Origin of the sequence: Actinomadura madurae, assembly GCF_900115095.1 — a bacterium.
In the GTDB taxonomy this organism is placed as follows: Bacteria; Actinomycetota; Actinomycetes; order Streptosporangiales; family Streptosporangiaceae; genus Spirillospora; species Spirillospora madurae.
Genome location: NZ_FOVH01000008.1, coordinates 156630 through 178950 on the forward strand (window position 1 = coordinate 156630; position 22321 = coordinate 178950).

General features: G+C 72.7%; 22 protein-coding genes. 9 read left to right on the forward strand and 13 right to left on the reverse strand.

Translation table 11 applies throughout. From position 1 onward, the window contains the following. The 9 genes from BM339_RS22785 to BM339_RS22825 all read right to left on the reverse strand — a co-directional run bounded on the left by BM339_RS22785 (position 1) and on the right by BM339_RS22825 (position 9086). A complete protein-coding gene (locus tag BM339_RS22785; protein WP_021596970.1) occupies positions 1-828 on the reverse strand; it encodes a carbohydrate ABC transporter permease in 828 nt (275 codons plus the stop codon). Continuing rightward, positions 825-1748: a carbohydrate ABC transporter permease gene (locus tag BM339_RS22790; RefSeq protein WP_244938694.1), complete on the reverse strand. Its 924-nt coding sequence runs from the start codon at positions 1746-1748 to the stop codon at positions 825-827. The genes BM339_RS22785 and BM339_RS22790 overlap by 4 nt, the downstream gene beginning before the upstream one ends. A 49-nt stretch (positions 1749-1797) precedes the next feature. Beyond that, positions 1798-3069 carry an ABC transporter substrate-binding protein gene (locus BM339_RS22795; RefSeq protein ID WP_075022260.1) on the reverse strand — a complete coding sequence of 424 codons (1272 nt, stop codon included), beginning with the start codon at positions 3067-3069 and terminating at the stop codon, positions 1798-1800. A gap of 143 nt (positions 3070-3212) precedes the next feature. Beyond that, entirely contained in the window at positions 3213-3929 is a 717-nt protein-coding gene (locus tag BM339_RS22800; protein ID WP_021596973.1) for a FadR/GntR family transcriptional regulator, read from the reverse strand. A gap of 32 nt (positions 3930-3961) precedes the next feature. Then, positions 3962-4915: an alpha/beta hydrolase gene (locus BM339_RS22805; RefSeq protein WP_075022144.1), complete on the reverse strand. Its 954-nt coding sequence runs from the start codon at positions 4913-4915 to the stop codon at positions 3962-3964. Positions 4916-5049: 134 nt separating this feature from the next. Beyond that, a complete protein-coding gene (locus BM339_RS22810; protein ID WP_083597838.1) occupies positions 5050-6363 on the reverse strand; it encodes a DUF5005 domain-containing protein in 1314 nt (437 codons plus the stop codon). Between the two features lie 115 nt (positions 6364-6478). After that, positions 6479-7270 (reverse strand): SDR family NAD(P)-dependent oxidoreductase, encoded by a 792-nt coding sequence (locus tag BM339_RS22815; protein WP_075022145.1) that lies wholly within the window; start codon positions 7268-7270, stop codon positions 6479-6481. Then, entirely contained in the window at positions 7267-8313 is a 1047-nt protein-coding gene (locus BM339_RS22820; RefSeq protein WP_075022146.1) for a DUF4432 family protein, read from the reverse strand. The genes BM339_RS22815 and BM339_RS22820 overlap by 4 nt, the downstream gene beginning before the upstream one ends. Then, positions 8313-9086: a phytanoyl-CoA dioxygenase family protein gene (locus BM339_RS22825; RefSeq protein WP_075022147.1), complete on the reverse strand. Its 774-nt coding sequence runs from the start codon at positions 9084-9086 to the stop codon at positions 8313-8315. The genes BM339_RS22820 and BM339_RS22825 overlap by 1 nt, the downstream gene beginning before the upstream one ends. Before the next feature lie 92 nt (positions 9087-9178). On the opposite strand from BM339_RS22825, the gene BM339_RS22830 reads away from it, so the two are divergent. From BM339_RS22830 to BM339_RS22840, 3 genes are all read left to right on the forward strand, one after another. After that, the gene (locus BM339_RS22830) at positions 9179-10117 is read left to right on the forward strand and encodes a sugar kinase (RefSeq protein ID WP_218163727.1); all 939 of its coding nucleotides are present in this window, start codon (positions 9179-9181) and stop codon (positions 10115-10117) included. Between the two features lie 350 nt (positions 10118-10467). Continuing rightward, positions 10468-10896, forward strand: a complete 429-nt coding sequence (locus BM339_RS22835) for an ATP-binding protein (protein ID WP_024935412.1) — start codon at positions 10468-10470, stop codon at positions 10894-10896. Positions 10897-10961: 65 nt separating this feature from the next. After that, complete coding sequence (locus tag BM339_RS22840) at positions 10962-11720, forward strand: RNA polymerase sigma factor SigF (protein WP_024935411.1); 759 nt, start codon at positions 10962-10964, stop codon at positions 11718-11720. Between the two features lie 62 nt (positions 11721-11782). Here the strand turns inward: BM339_RS22840 and BM339_RS22845 are convergent, their stop codons facing one another. Next, positions 11783-12331, reverse strand: a complete 549-nt coding sequence (locus BM339_RS22845) for a hypothetical protein (protein WP_177287756.1) — start codon at positions 12329-12331, stop codon at positions 11783-11785. Between the two features lie 89 nt (positions 12332-12420). Here BM339_RS22845 and BM339_RS22850 point away from each other — a divergent pair, with 89 nt between their 5' ends. Together BM339_RS22850 and BM339_RS22855 are read left to right on the forward strand one after the other, a co-directional pair. Next, a complete protein-coding gene (locus BM339_RS22850; RefSeq protein ID WP_024935410.1) occupies positions 12421-13362 on the forward strand; it encodes a diacylglycerol/lipid kinase family protein in 942 nt (313 codons plus the stop codon). A gap of 292 nt (positions 13363-13654) precedes the next feature. After that, complete coding sequence (locus tag BM339_RS22855; protein WP_021598588.1) at positions 13655-13909, forward strand: WhiB family transcriptional regulator; 255 nt, start codon at positions 13655-13657, stop codon at positions 13907-13909. Positions 13910-13969: 60 nt separating this feature from the next. On the opposite strand, the gene BM339_RS22860 is transcribed toward BM339_RS22855, so the two are convergent. Continuing rightward, positions 13970-15655, reverse strand: a complete 1686-nt coding sequence (locus tag BM339_RS22860) for a sensor histidine kinase (RefSeq protein WP_024935409.1) — start codon at positions 15653-15655, stop codon at positions 13970-13972. A 75-nt stretch (positions 15656-15730) separates the two neighbouring features. Here BM339_RS22860 and BM339_RS22865 point away from each other — a divergent pair, with 75 nt between their 5' ends. Together BM339_RS22865 and BM339_RS22870 are read left to right on the forward strand one after the other, a co-directional pair. After that, a complete protein-coding gene (locus BM339_RS22865; RefSeq protein WP_075022149.1) occupies positions 15731-16906 on the forward strand; it encodes an 8-amino-7-oxononanoate synthase in 1176 nt (391 codons plus the stop codon). A gap of 36 nt (positions 16907-16942) precedes the next feature. Next, positions 16943-17746: a GntR family transcriptional regulator gene (locus BM339_RS22870; RefSeq protein WP_021600120.1), complete on the forward strand. Its 804-nt coding sequence runs from the start codon at positions 16943-16945 to the stop codon at positions 17744-17746. 228 nt (positions 17747-17974) lie between these two features. Here BM339_RS22870 and bioB read toward each other — a convergent pair whose 3' ends face one another. Both bioB and bioD read right to left on the reverse strand, forming a co-directional pair. Beyond that, positions 17975-18970 (reverse strand): biotin synthase BioB, encoded by a 996-nt coding sequence (gene bioB, locus BM339_RS22875; RefSeq protein ID WP_075022150.1) that lies wholly within the window; start codon positions 18968-18970, stop codon positions 17975-17977. Continuing rightward, complete coding sequence (gene bioD / locus BM339_RS22880; RefSeq protein WP_024935407.1) at positions 18967-19698, reverse strand: dethiobiotin synthase; 732 nt, start codon at positions 19696-19698, stop codon at positions 18967-18969. Before bioD ends, bioB begins: the two co-directional genes overlap by 4 nt. Before the next feature lie 102 nt (positions 19699-19800). On the opposite strand from bioD, the gene BM339_RS22885 reads away from it, so the two are divergent. Continuing rightward, positions 19801-20580 (forward strand): hypothetical protein, encoded by a 780-nt coding sequence (locus BM339_RS22885; RefSeq protein ID WP_024935406.1) that lies wholly within the window; start codon positions 19801-19803, stop codon positions 20578-20580. A 52-nt stretch (positions 20581-20632) separates the two neighbouring features. Further along, positions 20633-22294 carry an acetolactate synthase gene (locus tag BM339_RS22890; protein WP_083597839.1) on the forward strand — a complete coding sequence of 554 codons (1662 nt, stop codon included), beginning with the start codon at positions 20633-20635 and terminating at the stop codon, positions 22292-22294. Positions 22295-22321: the final 27 nt, after the last annotated feature.

Sequence of the window (22321 nt, forward strand, 5' to 3'; positions counted from 1 at the left end):
TCAGAACTGGGCGAGGGTGAGGCCGCGGGTGAACAGGCGTTGGGTGGCGAGGAACAGGACGACGGTCGGGAGCGAGACGACCAGGCCGGCCGCCAGGGCGATCGGGACGGGGGTTCCGGCGTAGACGTCGGTGGTCAGCGCGGACAGCTCGGCCCACACCGGCCGGACGGTCTCCGACTGGGAGAGCGTCAGGCCGAACAGCAGGTCGTTCCAGACGAAGGTGAACTCCAGGATGAACACGGCGGCGAGGGCCGCCGCCGACAGCGGCAGGTAGATCCGCCAGAAGATCCGGAACGTGGACGCGCCGTCCAGCCGCGCCGCCTCGAAGATCGACACGGCGACGTTGCCGAAGAAGTTGCGCATCACCAGCGCCGCCAGCGGCACGTTGATCGCCGAGTAGACGACGATCAGCCCGAGCTGGTTGTCGTAGAGCGACACCTTGCTGTAGCCGACGAACAGCGGGACGAGCAGCATCTGGAACGGCACGACGGTCCCGGCGAAGATCACGATGAACCAGGCGAAGCCGTGCCTGAGCCGCAGCACCACGATCGCGTATCCGGCGAGCGCGCCCATGAGGACGGCGAGCGCGGGCGAGACGACGCTGTAGAGCAGGGTGCTGAGCAGCGTGTCGCCGACGGCCGTCCGGTCCCACGCCTCGGCGATGTTGCCGAACAGGCCGATCGAGGACGGCGGCTTCACGGCGTCCGACGGGTCGTAGTCGCCGGCCGGGCGCAGCGCGTTCGCGACGATCAGGTACGTGGGGAACAGCCACACGACCCCCAGCACCGCCAGCACGAGCCGTCTGGCGTTGAGCGTCAGCCGGTTCACCGGGCCTCCTCCCTGCCGACTTGCCGCCGCAGGTACACGTACGACGCCAGGCCGGTGATGGTGGTGAGCAGCACCGCGACCGCCGAGCCGTAGCCGTACTCGTTGGCGACGAAGACGTCCCGGTACATGGTCACGGCGAGGGTCTCGGACGACCGGCCGGGCCCGCCCTGCGTCATCACCCACACGATGTCGAAGTTCTTCAGCCCGGCGACGAGCGCGAGGCCGAGCACGACCGTGGTGATCGGGCGCATCAGCGGCCAGATGACGTGCCGGAACATCGCCCATCCGGACGCGCCGTCGATGCGGGCGGCCTCGATCGGGCCCCTCGGGATCGACTGCAGGCCGACGACGAACAGCAGCATGTTGACGCCGAGCTGCTGCCACGCCCACACGACGATCATGGCGATGGTGTTGCGCGGGCCGTCCTGGAGGAACGCGGTGTCGCCGCCGGGCATCCCGAGGAACGTGAGGATCTGGTTCGCCATCCCGTCCGGCTGCAGGATGAAGCCCCAGATCACGCCGAGGCCGGCGCCCGACATCGCGTACGGCAGCAGGAACGGCAGCCGGAACCAGGCACCGCCCTTGAGGTCGTAGGACAGGACGGCGACGAGCAGCCCGAGCCCCACCGGCAGCACGACGGTGCCGACGACCCACAGCAATGTGTTGCGGATCGACGTGACGAGCGCGTCGTCCTCGATGAGGCGCCGGTAGTTGTCCAGCCCCGTGAACTCGGGGGACGCGAGCCCGTCGTAGCTGGTGAAGCTCAGGTACGCCGTCCACAGGAACGGCAGGTAGAGCAGGACGGCGACGAACAGCACCGCCGGCGAGACGTAGACGTGCCGGAACCGGCCGTGCAGGGCGAACGCCTTCCCGGGCCGGTCGCCGCGCCCGCCGCGGCGACCGGTGCCCGAGGCCTTCACCACCGTGAGCCTCGGACGTTCGGCAGTGGCCTTGTGCGACATGAAAGGGTCAGCTTCCGGCCTTGTGGTTCTTCCAGTAGTCCTCGTTCGCCTTCTGGATGGTCTTGAGGACGTCCATGTAGGTCTCCGGCTTGTTGAGGAACTTGTCGAACCCGCTGAGCGCCTCGGTGAGGACGGGCGCGGGCGCGGCCTCGAAGTAGCGCAGGACGAGCCGGTTCCCGGTCGACGCGGCCTCCTTGGTGACCTTGTCCAGCTCGGGGTCGGCGACCTTCACCTTCGGGTTGCCGGACACGTCGCCGCGGGCGTTCGCCCACTTCTCCTGCGCGGCGGGCGTGATCCACCACTTCAGGTACTTGGTGCTGGCGTCCGGGTCGGGCGCCTTGCGCAGCGAGCACAGCGGGCCGCTCTCGAACACCAGCGACCGCTTCGGCAGTGCCGGGTTCACGTTGGGGATGAAGAAGAACCCGTAGTCCTCGCCCTGCTTGAGGCCGCGCTGGGTCATGCTCGTGTTGAACCACGTGCCGTTGATGACCATGGCGGCCTTGCCCGACTTGAAGTGGTCGGCGGGGTCGGCCTTGTCGCCCGGCTCGGTGAAGTAGCCGGCGTCGATCATCGACTTCCAGCGCTCCATGACCTTCACGACGCCGGGGTCGGTGTAGGACGCCTGGCCCTTCGACAGCCGCTCGTACAGGTCGGGGTCGGTGCCGGCGAGGATCTGCTCGAACCAGGCGAAGGAGAACAGCGACGTCGGCGTCGTCTGATGGAAGGGCACCTGGCCCTTCGACTTCAGCGTCTGCGCGGTCTTCTCCAGCTCCGCCCACGTCGTCGGCGGCTTCAGGTCGTACTCGGCGAAGATCTTCTTGTTGTAGAACATCCCCCAGTACGCGGTGTTCAGCGGGACGCAGTACTGCTTGCCGCCGACCGTGTAGTAGGTCTTCAGGTCCTCGGTGAGGTCGCCGCTCTTGATGGCGTCCCGCCAGATCGCGGTGGTCTCGGCGACCTGGTTCTGCTTGACGATCTCCTCAAGGCGCCCGCCGGTCGTCCAGGTGAACAGGTCGGGCTTGACCTTGGTGCGGAACGAGGTCTTGATGAACGCCGTGTAGGTCGGCTCGTCGGTGTAGCCGACGGGCGTCATGCCGAGCCCGGTCTGCTGCTTGCCGAGGGCGGCCATCTGCTCGAAGAAGGGCTTCCAGGCGCCCTTGTCGTTGTACAGCTTGAGCTCGGACTTGCTCCCGCCGGAGTCGCCGGACCCGCAGCCGGCGGCGAGCAGCAGCGCGCTCACGGTGAGCGCGGTCGCCCGCAGTCGCGTGGACGGCACCATGGTGGCCTCCTTCATCGGGCGTCGTCGCCCGATCGGGGTGTCGAAGGATGTCGAAGGATGTCGAGGATCAGGAATCGGCTGGGTCGGGGAAAAGGGTGAACCGGCCGCGCGGCCTGTGGCCGGGCGGCGGGGGGCGGCTCGGCTCAGGTGAGCCGCTGCTCGATCACGTGTTTGATGTCGGCGAGGTGCGACCGCATGAGGGACTCGGCCTCCTCCTCGGCGCCCGCCTCGATGGCGGCGAGGATCGCGGTGTGCTCCTCGAAGTCGCGGACGCGGTCGTCGAAGATCCGCTGTATCTCGCGCTGCTCGGACGCGTGCACGGTCAGCAGCGAGTCGATGACCTCGCAGAGGACGGAGTTGCCCGCGACCCCGGCGACCTCCCGGTGGAAGGTCATGTTGGTCTTGTGCAGGCGCGCCTCGGCGTCGCGCGCCTGCGCCCCCTGCGCGTCGCCGAGGTCCGCGCCCGCCCGGTCGAGGATGGCGCGGAGCAGGTCGACGTCGGCGGGGCCGGACAGCCGGGCGGCGCGGCCGGCCAGCGGCGGCTCGATGAGCAGCCGGGCGTCCAGCAGCTGGAGCAGCCGGTCGGCCTCCAGCTCCCCGACGTTGGGGTTGGGGATCACCACCCGTTCGAGGTCGGCGCCCACGTAGATCCCGGAGCCGTGCCGGAGCTGGATCGCCCCGGTCGCCTCCAGCCGGCGCAGGGCCTCGCGCAGCGTCGGGGTGGTCACCGCGAAGCGCTGCGACAGCTCGCGCGCCGACGGCAGCCGGTCGCCGGGGCGCAGGCCGTCCGACCTGATCAGCTCCAGCATCCGCTCCGTGAGCGCGTCCGCCAGGCTCGGCCGGGCCACATCCTGGGACATCGACACCTCGTTCCGCCAAGAAGTAAAGTCATCTAATCACTTAGCGACTGGGCTGTCCAGCCTCCGGTGAGACATCTCCGCAGGACGGCGCGCTCCTCCTCGAACGCGAGCCGTCCCAGCCGCGCCGACATGATGCCGTCGAAACCGTGGCAGGCGCCCGGCACATGGTGAAGCTCGGTGGGGACGCCCGCGCCGATCAGGCGGTGCGCGTGGGTGAGCCCCTCGTCCCGCAGCGGGTCGTACTCGGGCACCAGCACGTAGGCCCGCGGCAGGCCCGACAGGTCCTCGGCCCGCGCGGGCGCCGCGTAGGCCGGGACGGCCGTCCGGCCGCCCAGGTAGTGGCGCCACATGTGCTCGACGTCGGTGCGGTTGAACAGCGGCGGCCGGGTGAACGTCCGCATCGACGGGGTGTCCATCCGGTCGTCCAGGACGGGGTAGAGCAGCATCTGGAAGACGAGCGGGGGACCGCCCTCGTCCCGCGCCCGCAGCGCCACGGCCGCGGCCAGCGCGCCGCCCGCGCTGCCGCCGCCCACCGCGACGCGCTCCGGGTCGCCGCCGAACTCGCCCGCGTGCTCGTGCGCCCACACCGTGGCCGCGTAGCAGTCGTCGAACCCCGCCGGGAACGGATGCTCGGGCGCGAGCCGGTAGCCGGCGGACACGACCGCGATGCCGTCCTCTGCGGCGAACGTCACGCACCGCTCGTGCTCGTTGTCGAGGGACCCGGTGACGAACCCGCCGCCGTGGAAGTAGACGAGCACGGGCACGGGACCGGACGCCTCACGCGGCCGGTACACGCGTACCGGGACCGGCGGCGCACCGGGCGGCCCCGGGATCGTCCTGTCCTGGATGTGCACGCCCTCGTCGTCGGCCGGACGGGACAGGGCGGAGACCAGGTCGCGCATGGCGGCGCGCGCCTTGAGCGGATCCTCCAGGCCGACGTAGGGCATGCCGGCGACCGCGGCGGCCAGTTCGGCGTCCAGGGTCATGGTCCGGACCTCCTGCTGTCGTGGACGCTGTGTCGTGGACGGGGACGCGCCCCCGGGCGGGAGGTCCCGGGGGCGCGTGGGAAGCGGTACCGCCGTGGACGGAACGGCGATTCCGCTGCTTCAGGGCCTCCCCGTCAGCCGGAGACCGGGAGGTTGATGTAACGCGCCCGGTAGATGGTCACGTCGCGGTAGTTGTCGTTCGCCGGGCCCTTGGTGGCGTCCAGGCTGTTGACGTTGTACGAGATCACCAGGTTGCCGCCGGACGACAGCGACGCGTGCTGGTGCGCGTTGTAGGTGAAGACGTCCGGGTCGCCGTAGGAGCCGAACGGCCCGGTCTCGGGCGTCCGGTAGACGGTCTGCTCACCGGTGAACGGGCCGTCCGCCGAGCACGACAGCAGGACGTCGATCTCGGCGCCGAACGCGATGCTCGCGTCCTGGTTGACCATCACGTAGTGCGAGCCGCGCCTGGCGACGCTGAACTCGTTCGACACGCCGCTCATCAGCCGCGCCGAGGCCGTCTCCGAGGTGGACCAGCCGCCGGCCGTCCGGTACTCCCACGCCCCGCGCAGGTCGGTGCCGTCCACGCGGGCGATGTGCAGGTACTTGGTGTTCACCTGCGTGTCGGGGTCGGTGTAGTCCTCGGTGCCGTAGATGTAGGTGTGGCCGCCGTCCCGGAGCAGCGCCGACCCCCACTGGACGCCGGACGCCGACGGCATCGCCTTCACCTGGGTCGGCGCGGACAGGTTTCCGGCGGAGAAGCGGGCGAGGACGTTGTCCTTGAACTTCATGTCCCACCCGGTGCCGTTGTTCGGGTCCGGGTCGTAGTACTCGCGGTAGAGCTGCTGCACCTCCGAGCCGCTCTGGGTGAGGTCGCCCGCCCAGTACCAGTGGGCCGCCTGCGCGGGCGGCATGACCGCCTTCGGGGCGGCTGCCGTCCCGCCGTGCACGGTGGTGAGCGCGCCGCCCGTCCCCTGGACGACGAACGAGTTGTTGAGGAACGGGGTCGTCCCGCCCTCCTCGATCACGACCGGGCGGGAGCCGTCGGCGTTGACCCGGCCGAGGAAGGTGTCGGAGTAGGCGTAGACGATGCGCCCGTCCGACAGCTTCAGCGAGTACGTGGTGTCGGCGCCGGTCCAGTCGTCGAGGAGGGCGTTGCTGTTGCCGTAGGACGTGAACTTGCCGTTGAGCGCGGCGTTCTGCGTGGCGGTGCCGAACGTCGGCGGGGCGTGCCCGGAACAGGTGGGCGCGTCCGCCTCGGCCGCGTGGCCCTTGCCCCGGGCCTTGTCATGGCCGGCGCCATAGCTGGGGCCGTGCCCGTGGGTGTCGGCCGCCGCCGGGACGGCGGGTGCGGCGAGGAGCAGCGCGGAAGCGAGGGCGGCGGCGCGCGACCACCTCCGGGCGTGAAGGCGAGAGGGCCGTTCGGTTGACGAGGGACGGGACTCCTGCATGGAAACCTCCGCGAGCACGCGGCGAACCTGACGGATGGGGTGGGCGGTTCGCACGGGGCTCGTGCGTCCCACATCATGAGTCATCAAATGACTTGTTGTCTAGATCTTTTCTGGTCTAGGTCTCGGGAAGTGCGGCCGGGTTCCGCGCCAGCAGGCCCCCGTCCACGCGGTGCTCGGCGCCGGTCACGAAGGACGACCGCGGCCCGGCGAGGAACGCCACCACCTCCGCGACCTCGTCCGCCGTCGCGACGCGCCCCAGCGGATGGGCCCGCCCCCATTCCTCGACCTGCGCGTCCTGCCCCTTCTCCCCGCGGAACAGGTCGGCGGCCCAGCGCAGCATCGGCGTGTCCACCGACCCCGGGCAGACCACGTTCGCGCGGATGCCGTCGGCGGCGTGGTCGAGCGCCATCGCCCGCGTCAGCGCGTTGATCGCGGCCTTGCTCGCGCTGTAGGCGGCGACCCGGTCCTGGGACACGAACGCCTGCACCGACGACATCGTGACGATCGTCCCGCCGCCCCTCCGGCGCAGCTCGGGCACCGCCGCGCGGCAGGCGAGGAAGACGCCCTTCACGTTGACGCCGAGCACCTCGTCCCACAGCTCCTCGGACGTCTCCTCGACCGTCCCGTACCGCTGCACGCCCGCGCACGTCACCAGCACGTCGAGGCCCCCGTACCGGGACACGGCGTCCGCGACCAGCCCGTCCATCGCCGCCGCGGCCGTCACGTCGGCGACGGTCCCGGCGACCTCCAGACCGTCCGCGCGCAGTTCACGCTCCGCCCGCCCAACGTCACCAAGCCCGCAGAACACGACCGAGGCCCCATCGCGTGCGAGCCGTTCCACCACGGCCCGGCCGATCCCGAGGGACCCGCCGGTCACCACCGCGACCTTGCCTTCGAACTCCGTCATAGCTCCCCTCCGATGACCCCCGCGCGCAGCCACAGGCTCCGCCGGGCATGCGGTCCGAGCCTGAGCGCGCTCCCGTTGGCCGCCGCGGCGGCCAGCCCGTCCGTCGGATACCCGGCGAACGGCTCCAGGCCCACCACGTAGGCGCGGCCCCACCACGGATGCCCGCTGGTCGCGCCGAGCTCCTGCCACAGCCACAGGTGCGGCAGGACGGCCACGTCCCAGCGCACCCGCATGCCGAGGCCGTCCGGGTCGACGACCTCGTAGCGCCCCTCCTCCAGGCCGGTGACGTAGACGATGTCGCTCGGCGCACCACGGTCCGGGACGACACCGAGGTCGACGGTCCCGCCCCCGTCCGCCGGCACGTGCGGCCACGCGTACGGCCCGCCGGCCCGGACCCGCCGCCCGCCCGGCGCGATCGCCGTCTCGTGCGGGACGACCCGGGCGCCGTCCGGCAGCCTGATCCGGTGCCCAGGACGCAGGAAGGGCGCACCGAACACGATGTGGTGCCCCCACATCGCGTCCAGCGGCACCCCCGACTCGTTGACCAGCTCCTCCTCGACGACCAACTCCGCCTCGCCGGACCGCAGCCGGAACGTCTTGGCCACCCGCAGCGGCATCCGCCGCGCCCGCACGGTCAGCCGGGCCGCCACCTCCCCGGCGTCGTCGGCCACGACGGCGACGTCCCACGGCAGCCCCGCCACCTCGCCGTGCTGCGCGAACGCGGCGCCCCGGTAGGTGCTGGGCGCGCCGCCGTTCGGCAGCACCTCCTGCCAGCCGCCCTCGTAGGAGTCGAGGAACAGGGCGGTGTCGTCGGCCGCTCCCCCGGCCACGTCGCGCGGGTCGCGCGGCCCGTCCGGCGACAGCCACACGAAGTCCATGTCGCGCGGCTTGTAGCAGAACTCCGCGACGTCGCCGCCCTTGCCCGCGAGGACGGTCACCCGCAGCAGCTCGTTCTCCAGCACCACCGCGTCGATGCCGGCCCAGGCGGTCTCGTGGACGCGAGCGCCCCAGTTCCGGGACGGCCGGTGCCTGCGGGCGCCCATCAGCTCCAGTTCTCCGCGCCGCTGAAGGCGAAGTGCTCCCCGGGGACGTAGTCGGGCCGCGGCTGGTACTCGTTCACACCCGGCTCGCCGCGCAGCAGCAGCGCGGACGGCCACGGCGACGGCTCCTCGGTGATCCTGGTCGAGGTCGGGATGTACCGGATGGTCAGCCCGCAGCGCCGGTAGGGCGAGTCGTTGGCGTTGCTGCCGTGCATGATGTTCGGGTGGTGGACCTCGACGTCGCCGGGTTCGAGGACCAGGTCCACGGCCCGCGACTCGTCGACGCCGGCCGCGCTCTCCACGCCGAAGACGGCCCCGGCGTCATCGCGCTCGCGGACCTCGTGCAGGTCCTCCTTGTGACTGCCGGGGATGACGCGCAGACAGCCGTTCTCCGGCGTCGAGCGGTCGACGGCCAGCCACAGCGTCACCACGCGCATCGGATCGAGCGGCCAGAACGCGCCGTCCTGGTGCCAGAGAACGGCCTTGCCCGTGTAGGGCGGCTTGGAGATGTAGGCGGACGCGAACAGCGCGATGTCGGGGCCGATGAACCGCTCGGCCACGTCGAGCAGCCGATCATCGGACACGAGCCGGACCCAGAACGGGTCCTTGGCGACCAGCTCCGTGGACAGATCCTCGCCGCTCCGCTCGGGATACCGCCGCTGCAACCACCGGACGTGCTGGTCCGCCTCGGCGATCAGCGCGGGGTCCAGCACGTTCTTGAAGATCGCGTACCCGTCCTCGTCATAGCCTCGCATCGGGTCCTCGTGCATGGGCATCCCTTCTCCGTGAAGCGCGACATTCCGAAGTCTTAGTCATCAGATGACTTGCTGTCTAGATGTATCGTCGCCCGGGACAGAGAGGAATCGCCGTGCGCACCCTGGACAGTCCGCGTCCCCGTCCCGCCCGCATCGCCCTGATCGGCGAGTGCATGGTCGAGCTCAGCCACGTCACCGCGGACCGGCTCGCGCTCGGCTACGCCGGTGACGTCTTCAACACCGCCGCGTACCTGGCCAGGAGCGCGTCCCCCGGCACCGCCGACGTCCAGTTCGTCACGCTCGTCGGCGACGACCCGTACAGCACCCAGATGAGGGCCGCGTGGGCGGCCCACGGAGTCGGCTCCGACCACACCCGCGCCGTCCCCGGCGGCCGGGCAGGCCTCTACCTCATCCGCACCGACGCAGACGGCGAGCGGACGTTCCACTACTACCGCTCCCAATCAGCGGCCCGAGGGCTCTTCGGCCCCGCCCACCCCCTGGAACTCGACGAAGCCATCGCGGCCCACGACCTCGTCTACCTCTCCGGCATCACCCTCTCGATCCTGCCCCCCGAAGCCCGCGAGCGCCTGCTGACCGTCCTGGACGAGACCCGCCGGCGCGGCGGCCTGGTCGCCTTCGACGGCAACTACCGCCCGGCGGGCTGGCCGTCCCCCGAAGCCGCCGCGTCCGCCATGCGGGCCGTCCTGGCCCGCACCGACGTGGCCCTGCCCACCCTCACCGACGACCGCGCCGTCTTCGGCGACGAGACCCCCACCGACGCCATCAAACGCCTCCGCGAAGCCGGCGTAACCGAGATCGCCGTCAAGCTGGGCGCCCAGGGCAGCGTGATCGCCGACCCCACCACCGAGGAACACGTCCCCGCCCTCCCCGCCGTAAAGGTGATCGACACCACCGCCGCCGGCGACGCCTACAACGGCGCCTACCTGGCCTCCCGCCTGTCAGGAACGTCCCGCCGCAAAGCCGCCGAAGAAGCAACCACCCTGGCCGCCAAGGTAATAACCCACCGAGGAGCCCTACTCCCGACCACCTGACCGGAACGGACGCACCACCAGCACCCCCGTTCCGCACGAACCCCAACCACCACCGCAACCCCGCAACAACCCCAATGGTTGCGATCGCGTCCGAAGGCAGGGTCGAGCGAAGCAAGACCCTGATCGCGCAGCGAGCCGCAAGGCGAGCCGGAGCGATGCAGCGATCGCCCGCAGAGCCCGACGATGGAGGGCCGCCAGGCCCGAAGGAGGAGGGCACTGCAATAAACACAGCAGGGCGCCCAGCGCCCGAAGGAGGAGAGAAATGCCAGCAAACACCGCGCCGGAGTCTCGTAGCACGTCGTCTAGGCGGTAGTTTCGAAGGCAGCGGGACCATCCTGCGAGGGAGTGACGTGACCGAGGAAACCGCTGCAATGCCGGCAAGTACGAAGCTGTCCGTCCGCGACGTGGTGACGGTGAGGCTGCCCGCCGCGAGCGCCTACCTGTCCGTGCTGCGGACCGCTACCGCGGGGCTGGCGGCCAGGCTGGACTTCACGCTGGACGAGATAGAGGACCTGCGCATCGCCGTCGACGAGGCGTGCGCGATGCTGCTCGCGCAGGCGGTGCCAGGTACGGATCTGACCTGCGAGTTCGAGTTGACCGGTGACGCGATGCGGATCTCCGTGTCGGTCCTCACGGTGGACGGCGAGGAGCCCAGCCGCGACACGTTCGCCTGGACCGTCCTGTCGTCGCTCGCCGGTGAGGTCGACGCCCGGGTGGGCGCCGACGACCGGGTCACGGTGACACTGCAGAAGCGGCGCGGTGCGGCGGGGGCCCCGTGACGGAGAAGACGACCACGGAGCAGACGACCGTCTCCGGCGCGAGTACCGAGCGGTCGGAGAGCGCCGTGCCCGACCGGGCGCGGGCGCGCGCCCTGTTCGAGCGGCTCACCGAGCTCCCGGAGGGCGACCCGGAGCGCCAGCGCATCCGCGACCAGCTCGTGGAGCTGCACCTGCCGCTGGTGGAGTACCTCGCCCGCCGGTTCCGCAACAGGGGCGAATGGCTGGACGACCTGATCCAGGTCGCCACCATCGGCCTGATCAAGTCGATCGACCGGTTCGACCTGGAGCGCGGTGTGGAGTTCTCCACCTACGCCACGCCCACGATCGTCGGTGAGATCAAGCGGCACTTCCGCGACAAGGGCTGGGCGGTGCGGGTCCCGCGCCGGCTCCAGGAGCTGAAGCTGTCGCTGACGAAGGCGATCAGCGATCTCGCCCAGCGCGAGGGCCGCGCGCCGACGGTCAGCGAGCTGGCCGCGCACCTGCAGATGAGCGAGGAGGAGGTGCTGGAGGGCCTGGAGTCGGCGAACGCCTACTCCACGGTGTCCCTCGACGCCCCCGACTCCGGCGACGAGGACGCCCCCGCGGTGGCCGACTCGCTCGGCATGGTGGACGAGTCGCTGGAGGGCGTGGAGTACCGCGAGTCCCTCAAGCCACTGCTGGAGAAGCTTCCGGCGCGCGAGAAGAAGATCCTGCTGCTGCGGTTCTTCGGCAACATGACGCAGTCGCAGATCGCCGCCGAGCTCGGCATCTCCCAGATGCACGTGTCCCGGCTGCTCGCCCGCACGCTGGCGCAGCTCCGGGAGGGCCTGACCGCCGACGAGTGAGGGCGGGCGAGAAACGTCACGAGGGCCCCGGAGCGTTCTCCGGGGCCCTCGGCCGTTTCCGGTCAGTCCTTGGTGGGCTGCTCTTTCAGGCGGTCCTTGAGGCGCTGCCCGAGGGAGCGCGGCTCCTTCGCGTCCGTCTCGTCCGCGGCGGGCGCCTTCCCCGCCTTCGACGCGGTGGCCGGGACGGCGGGCTCACCGCCCTCTCCGTCCTTCTCCTCGTCCCCGTCCTCGTCATGGTCGTAGACGAGCCAGGCGGTGCTCGGCGGGCTGAGGACGGCGATCAGCGCGAGGACGGCGACGACCGCCATCGGGAGCGCGATCGCGGGACGGTCGCTCTGCCACAGCGACCAGGCGATCGGCAGCGCGAACAGCTGGGTCAGCACCGTGGGGGCGCGGCTCCACTGGTCGGCGCGCAGCAGGCCGCGGGCGCACGCCAGCATGCCGAGCCCGCCGGCGAGCGCGAGGACGGTGACCCCGATCGCGCTGGCCGGGTCGACGGCGGCTCCGACGGCGGTCTCGACGCCGGTGAAGACCCCGAAGCCGGCGGCGGCGAGCCCCTCCGCGGCCTCGAGGGCGGCGGCGGCCCGCACGGTGAAGGGACGCTTGGTCACACCCCGAAACCCTACTCGCACCCGGCCGCGGCCCGTCCCGGAGGGAAAGGGCCGCCGAACGCGTCCGGAACGATCGATACCCTGGCGCCGTGCGCGCTGTGCTCATCGCCAACCCCAAGGCGACCTCCACCTCCCGGCGGGCCCGCGACATCCTGATGCGGGCCTTCACCGGCGACCTCGACCTCGTCCTCGCCGAGACCGGCCACCGCGGCCACGCGACCGAACTGGCCCGGCAGGCCGCGGTGGACGGCTACGACGTCGTGATCGCGCTCGGCGGCGACGGGACGGTCAACGAGGCGGTGAACGGGCTGCTCGCCGAGGGGCCGTCCCCGGACCTGCCGGCGCTGGCGGTGCTGCCGTCCGGGAGCGCGAACGTGTTCGCCCGCGCGCTCGGCCTGCCCGACGACCCGATCGGCTCGACGAAGGCGGTGCTGGAGGCGCTGCGGGCCGGGCGGCACCGGACGGTCGGGCTCGGCACGGCCCGCCACCCGGGCGGCACCGAGCGGTACTTCACGTTCTGCGCGGGGGTGGGGCTCGACGCGGAGGTCGTCCGGGAGGTGGAGCGGCGGCGCGCGGCCGGGGTCCGGGCCGACCCGTCGCTGTACGTGCGCACGGCCGTCCGCCATTTCTTCTCCGGCACCGACCGGCGGCGTCCCGCGCTGACTTTGGAGCAGCCGGGCCGCCCGCCGAAATCGGGGCTGTTCCTGGCGTTCATCTCCAATACGTCGCCGTGGACTTTCATGGGCCGGCTGCCGGTGAATCCGAGTCCGAAGGCGAACTTCTCTCGAGGCCTGGACGTGTTCGGGATGCGTTCCCTGGAGGTGGGCCCGACGGTCGGGGCGCTGGCCCAGATGCTGACCGCGCGGCACCGCCCCGTGCAGGGTAGGCAGGTGGTGAACGTGCACGACGCGGCGGAGGTCACCCTGTGCGCCGACCGCCCGGTGGCCTTCCAACTCGACGGCGACTACCTCGGCGAGCACAGGAGCGTGACGTTCCGATCGGTCCCGAAGGCGATCCGCATCGTCATTTGAGGACGGCGGCGTAGCAAGGTGAGAGCCAAGTAACACGGTCGTCCCGCGTATGTGACACATGCGACACCCATACTTTGAGAATCCTTTCTCAAAGGTCTTGCGCCGTCCGGTACCCCCTGACACGCTCGAAGTGCGCCGATCGACAGAGGGCCCCAACGCCGTAGGTCCCCTGCTCGCAGCGCCGCCGAACAACCACCCCTGGACCTGGCCACCGCCACCCCGGGCGTTCGCGACATGTGAAACCGTTCACAAGTGTGGTGTGTCTCCACCACCTGACGAAGGAGTGGACCGCATGGACTGGCGCCACCGCGCAGCCTGCCGTGACGTGGACCCCGAGCTGTTCTTCCCCATCGGCAACACCGGGCCCGCGATCCTGCAGATCGAGGAGGCCAAGCAGGTGTGCCGGCGTTGCGACGTCAGCGACGCCTGCCTCCGCTGGGCGCTGGAGTCCGGCCAGGACTCGGGCGTCTGGGGCGGCATGGGCGAGGACGAGCGCCGCGCCCTGAAGCGCCGGGCGTCCCGCGCGCGCACCCGCGCCCGCATCTGAACTTCCTGTTCCAAGCGCAGTAACGGCTCGCGCCGTACTGACGACATCGGCCCCGGCCCCTCAGTTCCGGCCGGGGCCGTGGTGATGGTCCAGGGGGATGTCGACGACGACCTCGGTGCCGCCGCCGGGGCGCGGGCGGAAGTCGAGACGGCCGCCGAGCTCCCCGACGATCAGCGTCCGGACGATCTGCAGGCCCAGGCTGTTGCTGCTCTCCACGTCGAAGTCCTCCGGCAGCCCCACGCCGTCGTCGGCGACGATCGTCACGAGGCGCCGCCCCACCGGGGGCGCGTCGCCGGACGCCCGGGGCCCGTCGCCGCCGGTGGTCCGGGGCTCGTCCGCGCCGGGCGCGGGCCACTCGCCCCAGACCGGGACGCCGCCCGGGTCGCGGGGCGTCTCGCCCTCGCCGTAGCGGTGCGCGACGACCTCCAGCGTCCCGAACCGGTGGGTGAGCCCGTGTTCGAGGGCGTTCTGCAGCAGCTCGGTGAGCGCCATCGCCAGCGGGGTCGCGACCTCGGCGGGCAGGACGCCGAAGCTGCCGGTGCGCTTCGGCGCCACCTTCGTCTCCGGCGTGGACACCTCCCCCGCCATCGTGATCACCCGGTCGGCGATGTCGTCGAAGTCGATCAGCTCGTCGGGGGTGTGCGACAGCGTCTCGTGCACGATCGCGATGGACCCCACGCGCCGGACGGCCTCGTCCAGCGCGGCCCGCCCCTCCGGGATGCGCAGCCGGCGGGCCTGCAGCCGCAGCAGCGCGGCGACCGTCTGCAGGTTGTTCTTCACCCGGTGGTGGATCTCCCGGATGGTGGCGTCCTTGGTCATCAGCTCCCGGTCCCGCCACCGCAGCTCGGTGACGTCCCGGCACAGCACCACCGCGCCGATCCGCGTCCCGCCGACGACCAGCGGGATCGTCCGCAGCTGCATGACCGACCCGCGCGACTCGACCTCCACCTCGCGCGGCGCCCGGCCGGACAGCACGACGCTGAGCGCCTCCTCCATCGGCTCGCCGGTGTCGCACAGGTCGGCGGTGACCTGCCCGAGCGCCTCGCCGACCAGGTCCGCGGGGAAGCCGAGCCGCCGGTACGCCGACTGCGCGTTCGGGCTCGCGTAGGTGACCTTTCCGGCCCGGTCCAGCCGCATCAGCCCGTCGCCGACGCGCGGCGAGCGGACCAGGTTCGGCTCCTCGCCCGGCACCGGGAACCGCCCCTCGGAGATCATCGTGGCGAGGTCGCTGGCGCTCTGCAGGTAGGTCAGCTCCAGCCGGGACGGCGTGCGCGCCGAGCTGAGGTTCGTGCTGCGCTGGATCACCCCGAGCACCTTGGCGCCGCGCCGGACCGGGATCGACTCCTCCCGGACCGGGATGCCGCTGCCCCACTCCGGGTCGCCCTCCCGCACGATCCGGCGCTCCCGCCACGCGACGTCGATCAGCTTGCGCCGCTCCGTCCGGACGACCTTGCCGACGAGGTCCTCCGGGTAGGCGGTCGGGCCGGTCGTCGGGCGCATCTGCGCGATCGCCACCCAGCCGGGGACGACCTCCCCGGTGTCGAGGGCGGGCCGCTTGCCGCGGCCGGGACGCGACGTCCCGTCGGCGGGCAGCGCGTCCGCCGACCGCAGCGGCACCCACAGCAGCAGGTCCGCGAACGACAGGTCGGCCAGCAGCTGCCAGTCCGAGACCAGCGCGTGCAGCCACTCCAGATCGGTGTCGGTCAGATCGGTGTGATCGCGGACCAGATCGGTCAAGGTAGGCACGCGACCATCATCGCCCATCGTTCCTGGTGCGGGGGCGGGTGCCCCGCGCCCCGCGCGACCTGGCAGGATCCACGCATGACCGCAGGAGCAGACCCCCTGGCGCGGCTCCGGGACGCGGCCGCGCGGCGCGCCGAAGCCGGGCTGCGCCGCACGCTGCGCCCCCGCCCCCGCCCCCGCCCCGACGGGCTCACCGACCTGGCGTCCAACGACTACCTGGGCCTCGCCGGCGACCCCCGGCTGGCCGAGGGCGCGGCGGCCGCCGCCCGCGCGTGGGGCACCGGCTCCACCGGATCGCGCCTGGTCACCGGGACGACCGAGCTGCACGCCGAGCTGGACCGCCGGCTCGCCGCGTTCACCGGGAGCGCCGCCGGCCTGGTGTTCTCCTCCGGCTTCCTGGCCAACCTCGGCGCCGTCACCGCCCTCGCCGGCCCCGGCACGCTCGTGCTGTCCGACCAGGTCAACCACGCCTCGATCGTGGACGCGTGCCGGCTGTCGCGGGCCCGCGTCGTGATCGTCCCGCACCGGGACACCGCCGCCGTCGAGCAGGCCCTCGCCGAGCGCGAGGAGGACGACGCCCTCGTGGTCACCGACGCGGTGTTCTCCGTGGACGGCGACCTGGCCCCGCTGGCCGCCCTGCACGCGGCCGTCCGGGCGCACGGCGCGCTGCTCGTGATCGACGAGGCGCACGCGCTCGGCGTCGTCGGCGACGGCGGCCGGGGCGCCGCGCACGCGGCCGGGCTCGCCGGCGAACCCGACGTGGTCCTCACCCTCACCCTGTCCAAGTCGCTCGGCTCCCAGGGCGGCGCGGTGCTCGGCGCCCCGGAGGTGATCGACACGCTCGTCGACACCGGGCGGTCGTTCATCTTCGACACCGGGCTGAACCCCCCGGCCGCCGGCGCCGCGCTCGCCGCGCTGGACGTCCTCGAATCCGAGCCGGGGCTGCCGGGCCGCGCGCGCGACCGCGCGGTCCGGCTGGCGGAGCTCGCGGCCGGTTCCGGCCTGGAGACCACCGACCCGGCCGCGGCCGTGGTCCCGGTGTTCCTGGGCGAGCCGCAGGCCGCCGTCCGGGCCGCCGCGATCTGCGCTGAGCACGGTCTCCGCGTCGGATGCTTCCGTCCGCCGTCCGTCCCGAAGGGCCGCGCGTGCCTCCGCCTCACCGCCCGCGCCACCCTCGGCGAGGCCGACCTCACACGCCTCCGGGCGGCCCTGGCCGAAGTGGCGTGTTCTACCGCCCGTAGTCTTCACACATAACATCGGGAGAACCCGTGATGAACGTGAGGAGATGCCGTGACGGAGGTCAGGGGCGGGCCCCGGCACGGGGGCGGATTCGAGCACGGGTACGACCGGACGTCGCTCGGCGACCTCGGTAAGCGCCACCCGAACCAGGCACCCCGGATCCCCAAGTACTACAAGCTCAAAGAGCTGCTGGTCGAGCTCATCCAGTCGCTGCCGGCCGGCAGCCCGCTGCCGCCCGAGCGGACGCTCGCCGAGAGGTACGAGACGTCCCGCACCACCGTGCGCCAGGCCCTCGCCGAACTCGTCGTCGAAGGACGCCTCCAGCGCATCCAGGGCAAGGGCACCTTCGTCGCCAAGCCGAAGGTCGCGCAGGAGCTCCAGCTCGTCAGCTACACCGAGGACATGCGGCACCACGGCCTGCGCCCCGAGACCCGCATCCTGGAGGCCGGCTACGTCAGCGCCGACGAGCGGCTGGCCACCCTCCTCTGCATCCGTCCGGGCGGGCGCGTCCTGCGCGTCCACCGGCTCCGCCTCGCCGACGGCGAGCCCATGTCGATCGACACGTCCCACCTCCCGGCCCGCCGCTTCCCCGGCCTGCGCCGCGAGCTCCCCCGCCACCACTCCCTGTACGAGACGCTCGCCACCGCCTACGACGTCCACCTCACCGAGGCGGAGGAGACGATCGAGACCGTCCTCGCCACCCCGCACGACGCCCAGCTCCTGGGCGTGGACGTCGGCCTGCCGATGCTCCTCCTTTCCCGCCACGCCTTCGACACCACGGGCCAGCCGGTCGAGTGGGCCCAGTCCCTCTACCGGGGCGACCGCTACAAGTTCATCACCCGCCTCAGCCGCTGACCTCCGCGCGAGCCGGAGCTTTCGACCACAGTTTCGAAGGATCCGGCTACGCTGGGTGCACCCCTTCTCTACGACGACCGCGAGCAGATCGTGAGGGAGGAGTCACGCGGCGTGAAAGTCCTGACAGACGAAGAATGGGATTTCGGAGAGCCGATCCACCTGCCCGAGCCGTTCGGCATCGAGATCGACCGGTCGCTGGAGGCCGTGGAAAGCGTGACCGGCTATGTCCTAGAGGGTCTGGCTGAGGGCCTTGATGGGCATCTGGAGGTCGGTCAGGAGGTCCAGGTCCTTCTGGGCGGGGCGGCCTAGGGTGGTGAGGTAGTTGCCGACGATGATGGCGTTGATGCCGCCGAGCATGCCGTCGCGGGTGCCGAGGTCGCCGAGGGTGAGCTCGCGGCCTCCGGCGTAGCGGAGGATCGTGCGGGGCAGGGCGAGCCGGAACGCGGCGATCGTCTTCAGCGCCTCCGTGCCCTCGACCAGCGGGCGGTCGGCGAACGGGGTGCCGGGCCGGGGCGCGAGGAAGTTCAGCGGGACCTCGTCGGGTTCCAGCTCGGCGAGCTGCGCGGCGAACTCGGCGCGCTGCTCGACGGACTCGCCCATGCCGACGATGCCGCCGCAGCACACCTCCATGCCGGCGTCCTTGACCATGCGGAGGGTGTCCCAGCGCTCCTCCCACGTGTGGGTGGTGACCACGCTGGGGAAGTGGGAGCGGGCCGTCTCCAGGTTGTGGTTGTAGCGGTGGACGCCCATCGCGGCCAGCTCGTCCACCTGCTCCTGCGTGAGCATGCCGAGCGAGCACGCGATGTTGATCTCGACGGCGTCGTTGATCGCCTTGACGCCCTCGCGGACCTGCGCCATGAGCCGCTCGTCCGGGCCGCGGACGGCGGCGACGATGCAGAACTCGGTCGCGCCGGTCTTCGCCGTCTCCCGCGCCGCCTCGACGAGGTCCGGGATGTTCAGCCACACCGACCGGACGGGCGACTCGAACGTGCCGGACTGCGAGCAGAAGTGGCAGTCCTCCGGGCAGCCGCCCGTCTTCAGCGACACGATGCCCTCGACCTCGACCTCCGGGCCGCACCAGCGCATCCGGACGTCGTGGGCGAGCGCGAGCAGGTCCTGCAGCCGGTCGTCCGGCAGGGCCAGCGCCTCCAGGACCTGCTCCCGGGACAGGCCCCGGCCTTCCTCCAGCACCTGGCGGCGGGCGATGTCGAGGATGTCGGTCACGTGTTCTCCTTGTCGGGGCCGAAGCCGTCGCGGAACGCGGCGGCGTCGAAACCGCCGCCGAACGAGGGGGCCAGGCCGCGGTGCGCGACCGGCAGGAACTCCGCCGGGTCCAGCGCGCCCGCGCCCGCGGGCAGCGCGCCCGCCAGCGGGCGGGCCGCGATGGTCTCCAGGTCGCGGATGTTGCTGCGCATGGCGAGGTCCGGGTCGTCCGGCCAGGCGCCGATCACCACCCCGGCGAGCTGCACGCCGCGGTGCGCCATCGCCTCCAGGGTGAGCGCGGTGTGGTTGAGGGTGCCGAGGTCGGGGCGGGCCACGACGACCACGGCGGCGCCGAGCCAGCGCGCCAGGTCCGCGATCGTCGTCCCCTCGTCGTCGTAGCGGACGAGCAGCCCGCCCGCGCCCTCCACCAGCACCAGCCGGCGGCTCGCCGCGAGGTCCCGGACGCGCTCGGCCACGTCCGGCAGCCGGACGGGCGGGACCCCGGCCCGGCGCGCGGCGGCGGCCGGGGACAGCGGATCGGGGAACCGGGCGAACTCGTGCACGTCGTCCAGGCCGGCGAGGCGCCGCACCTCGTCCAGGTCGCCGGGATCGGCGTCGCCGGCGCCCGTCTGGCCGGGCTTGACGACGGCGACCGACGCGCCGCGCGCGGCGGCGACCGTGGCCAGGGCCGCGGTCACGACGGTCTTCCCCACGCCCGTGCAGGTCCCGGAGACAACGAGAACGCTCACAACGCGGCACCCTAGCGCGGGGCCCCGGACCGGCCCGCCGCCGGACCCCTCACTTCTCCGGCACGGGCGGAACCCGGGGCGGCGGCGGGGCGTCCAACCGTCATGGCCGGTCCGCACACACGCTCCCACCGGACGCCGGCACTCGCCTGCGCGGCCCTCGCGGCCTGCGCGGCGCTCACCGCGTGCGGGGACGACGGCTCCGGCACCGCCGGGCCCTCGCCCTCGTCGCCCGGCGCCTCGTCCCCCGCCAAGGACTCCCCCGCCGGTGAGCGGCTCGTCCTGCGGCGGCGGCAGACCGGGGGCATCGCGGGCCTCGGCGGCCCGGGAAGCGTCCCCGAGTTCTCCCTCTACTCCACCGGACGCGCCGTCGTCTCCTCCCAGGGCCGGCTGACCGAGTACCGCCTGAAGCCGGACGCGCTGAGGCGGCTGCTGGACGAGGCCCGCGCCGCCGGGCTCGGCCGCTCGCACACGGTCGGCTCCGACCGGATCGCCGACGCGATCATCACCGTGGTCGGGATGGGCGGCGCGACGACCCGGATCATCCAGCCCGAGTCGCAGGCCGGGCCGGAGGCGCGGTTCCTCAAGAGGCTCGACCCGGCCGGCTGGCCCGCGGCCGACCAGGCCGCCGAGCCGCGGCCGTACGCGCCGGAGAGGACGGCCGTCCTCGCCGGCCCGACGACGGGCGGCGGCACCGTCAAGACGTGGCCGCTGGACCCGCTCGGCAAGGGCGCCCAGGTGGCGGGCGCCATCTGCACGCTGGCCCCGCCGAAGAGGATCCCCGCCACCGGGCCCGACATCGCCTGGCGCAGCGAGGGCGAGACCTACTCGGTCCGCCTCCGTCCCCTGCTCCCGGGCGAGTCGTCCTGCCGGGACCTCGCCTGATCGGAACCGCCGCCCTCTGGGCAGCCAAACGACCGCTTGTTACCGTGCGTGCATGAGCGCTCGGCACGGCGGTGACACGGCCATCGCGGAGATCCGCGGGCACGGCGTCGACACGATGTTCACCCTCTCGGGCGGGCACGTGTTCCCGCTCTACGACGGCGCCGTCGGCGAGAACGGCGCCGGAACCGCCGCGGCCGCCGTCCCGCGGATCGTGGACGTCCGGCACGAGCAGACGGCCGTGTTCGCGGCGGAGGCGACGGCCCGGCTCACCCGCCGCACCGGGCTCGCCGTCCTGACGGCCGGGCCGGGCGTCACCAACGGCGTCAGCGGGATCACCACGGCCTGGTTCAACGGGTCCCCCGTCGTCGTCCTCGGCGGCCGGGCGCCGCTCGGGCGGTGGGGGTCGGGCGCGCTCCAGGAGCTCGACCAGCCGCCGATCCTCGCCCCGGTCACCAAGCTCGCGATGACCGCCCGCGGGCCGGACACGCTCGCCGCCGACGTGGCCCGCGCCTTCACGACGGCCGCCGCGCCGCACCGCGGCCCGGTCTTCCTCGACGTCCACATGGACCACCTCTTCGGCCCTGCCGGGCGGGACGCCGCGCGGCGGCCGGCCGAGCCGCCGGAGCGGCCCGCCGACCCCGACGCGCTCGCCCGCGTCGCCGGACTGCTCAAGGCGGCGCGGCGGCCCGTCCTCGTCCTCGGCTCGGACGTGTGGATGGACGGCGCCGACGAGGCCGCCCGCGCGTTCGCCGAGGAGCTGCGGCTGCCGGTGGTCGCCAACGGGCAGGGCCGCGGCGTCCTGCCGGCCGGGCACGAGCTGCTCGTCACCCGCGCCCGGGGCACCGCGTTCGGCGACGCCGACCTCGTCATCGTCGCGGGGACGCCGCTGGACTTCCGCCTCGGCTACGGCTCGTTCGGCGACGGGACCGCCAAGGTCGTCCATCTCGCGGACGCGCCGTCGGCCCTCGCCGCCCACGTCCGGCCGGCCGCGTCCGCCGCGGGCGACCTGTCGCTCGTCTTCGGGAGCCTGGCCGCGGCCTGCGCGCAGGCGGGCGTCTCCCCCGCCGGATACGCGCCCTGGCGGGACGGCCTGCGCGACGCGACCTGCGCCGCCATCGCCGAGGACGTCGACCTGCTCACCTCCGACGCCGACCCGATCCACCCCCTGCGCGTCTACGGGGAGCTGTCGAAGATCCTCGACGACGACGCCGTGGTGATCGGGGACGGCGGCGACTTCGTCTCCTACGCGGGCAGGTACGTCGAGCCGCGGCGGCCCGGCGGCTGGCTCGACCCGGGCCCGTACGGGTGCCTCGGCACCGGCCTCGGCTACGCGATCGCGGCCCGCCTCGCCCGGCCGTCCGCCCAGGTCGTGCTGCTGCTCGGCGACGGCGCCGCGGGGCTGTCGCTGATGGACGCCGACAGCCTGGTCCGGCACGGCCTGCCGGTCGTGATGATCGTGGGCAACAACGGCTCCTGGGGGCTGGAGAAGCACCCGATGCGGATGCTCTACGGCTACGACGTGGCCGCCGACCTCCAGCCGCACTGCCGCTACGACGAGGTGGTCCGCGCGCTCGGCGGCGCCGGCGAGCTGGTCACCCGCCCGGACGAGGTCGGCCCGGCGCTGCGGCGCGCGTTCGACTCCGGCGTTCCGTACCTGGTGAACGTCGCGACCGATCCCGAGGTCTCCTACCCCCGCAAGACCACCGGTGTCTGACCGGGGCGCCGCGCTCGCGGCGGCGCC

Bases quoted from the DNA above. Each gene is read 5' to 3' on its own strand.
- BM339_RS22795 (WP_075022260.1), bottom strand. From the start codon at position 3,069: ATGGTGCCGTCCACGCGACTGCGGGCGACCGCGCTCACCGTGAGCGCG.
- BM339_RS22800 (WP_021596973.1), bottom strand. From the start codon at position 3,929: ATGTCCCAGGATGTGGCCCGGCCGAGCCTGGCGGACGCGCTCACGGAG.
- BM339_RS22805 (WP_075022144.1), bottom strand. From the start codon at position 4,915: ATGACCCTGGACGCCGAACTGGCCGCCGCGGTCGCCGGCATGCCCTAC.
- BM339_RS22810 (WP_083597838.1), bottom strand. From the start codon at position 6,363: ATGCAGGAGTCCCGTCCCTCGTCAACCGAACGGCCCTCTCGCCTTCAC.
- BM339_RS22815 (WP_075022145.1), bottom strand. From the start codon at position 7,270: ATGACGGAGTTCGAAGGCAAGGTCGCGGTGGTGACCGGCGGGTCCCTC.
- BM339_RS22820 (WP_075022146.1), bottom strand. From the start codon at position 8,313: ATGGGCGCCCGCAGGCACCGGCCGTCCCGGAACTGGGGCGCTCGCGTC.
- BM339_RS22825 (WP_075022147.1), bottom strand. From the start codon at position 9,086: ATGCCCATGCACGAGGACCCGATGCGAGGCTATGACGAGGACGGGTAC.
- BM339_RS22855 (WP_021598588.1), top strand. From the start codon at position 13,655: ATGGACTGGCGCCACCGCGCAGCCTGCCGTGACGTGGACCCCGAGCTG.
- BM339_RS22865 (WP_075022149.1), top strand. From the start codon at position 15,731: ATGACCGCAGGAGCAGACCCCCTGGCGCGGCTCCGGGACGCGGCCGCG.
- BM339_RS22885 (WP_024935406.1), top strand. From the start codon at position 19,801: ATGGCCGGTCCGCACACACGCTCCCACCGGACGCCGGCACTCGCCTGC.
- BM339_RS22890 (WP_083597839.1), top strand. From the start codon at position 20,633: ATGAGCGCTCGGCACGGCGGTGACACGGCCATCGCGGAGATCCGCGGG.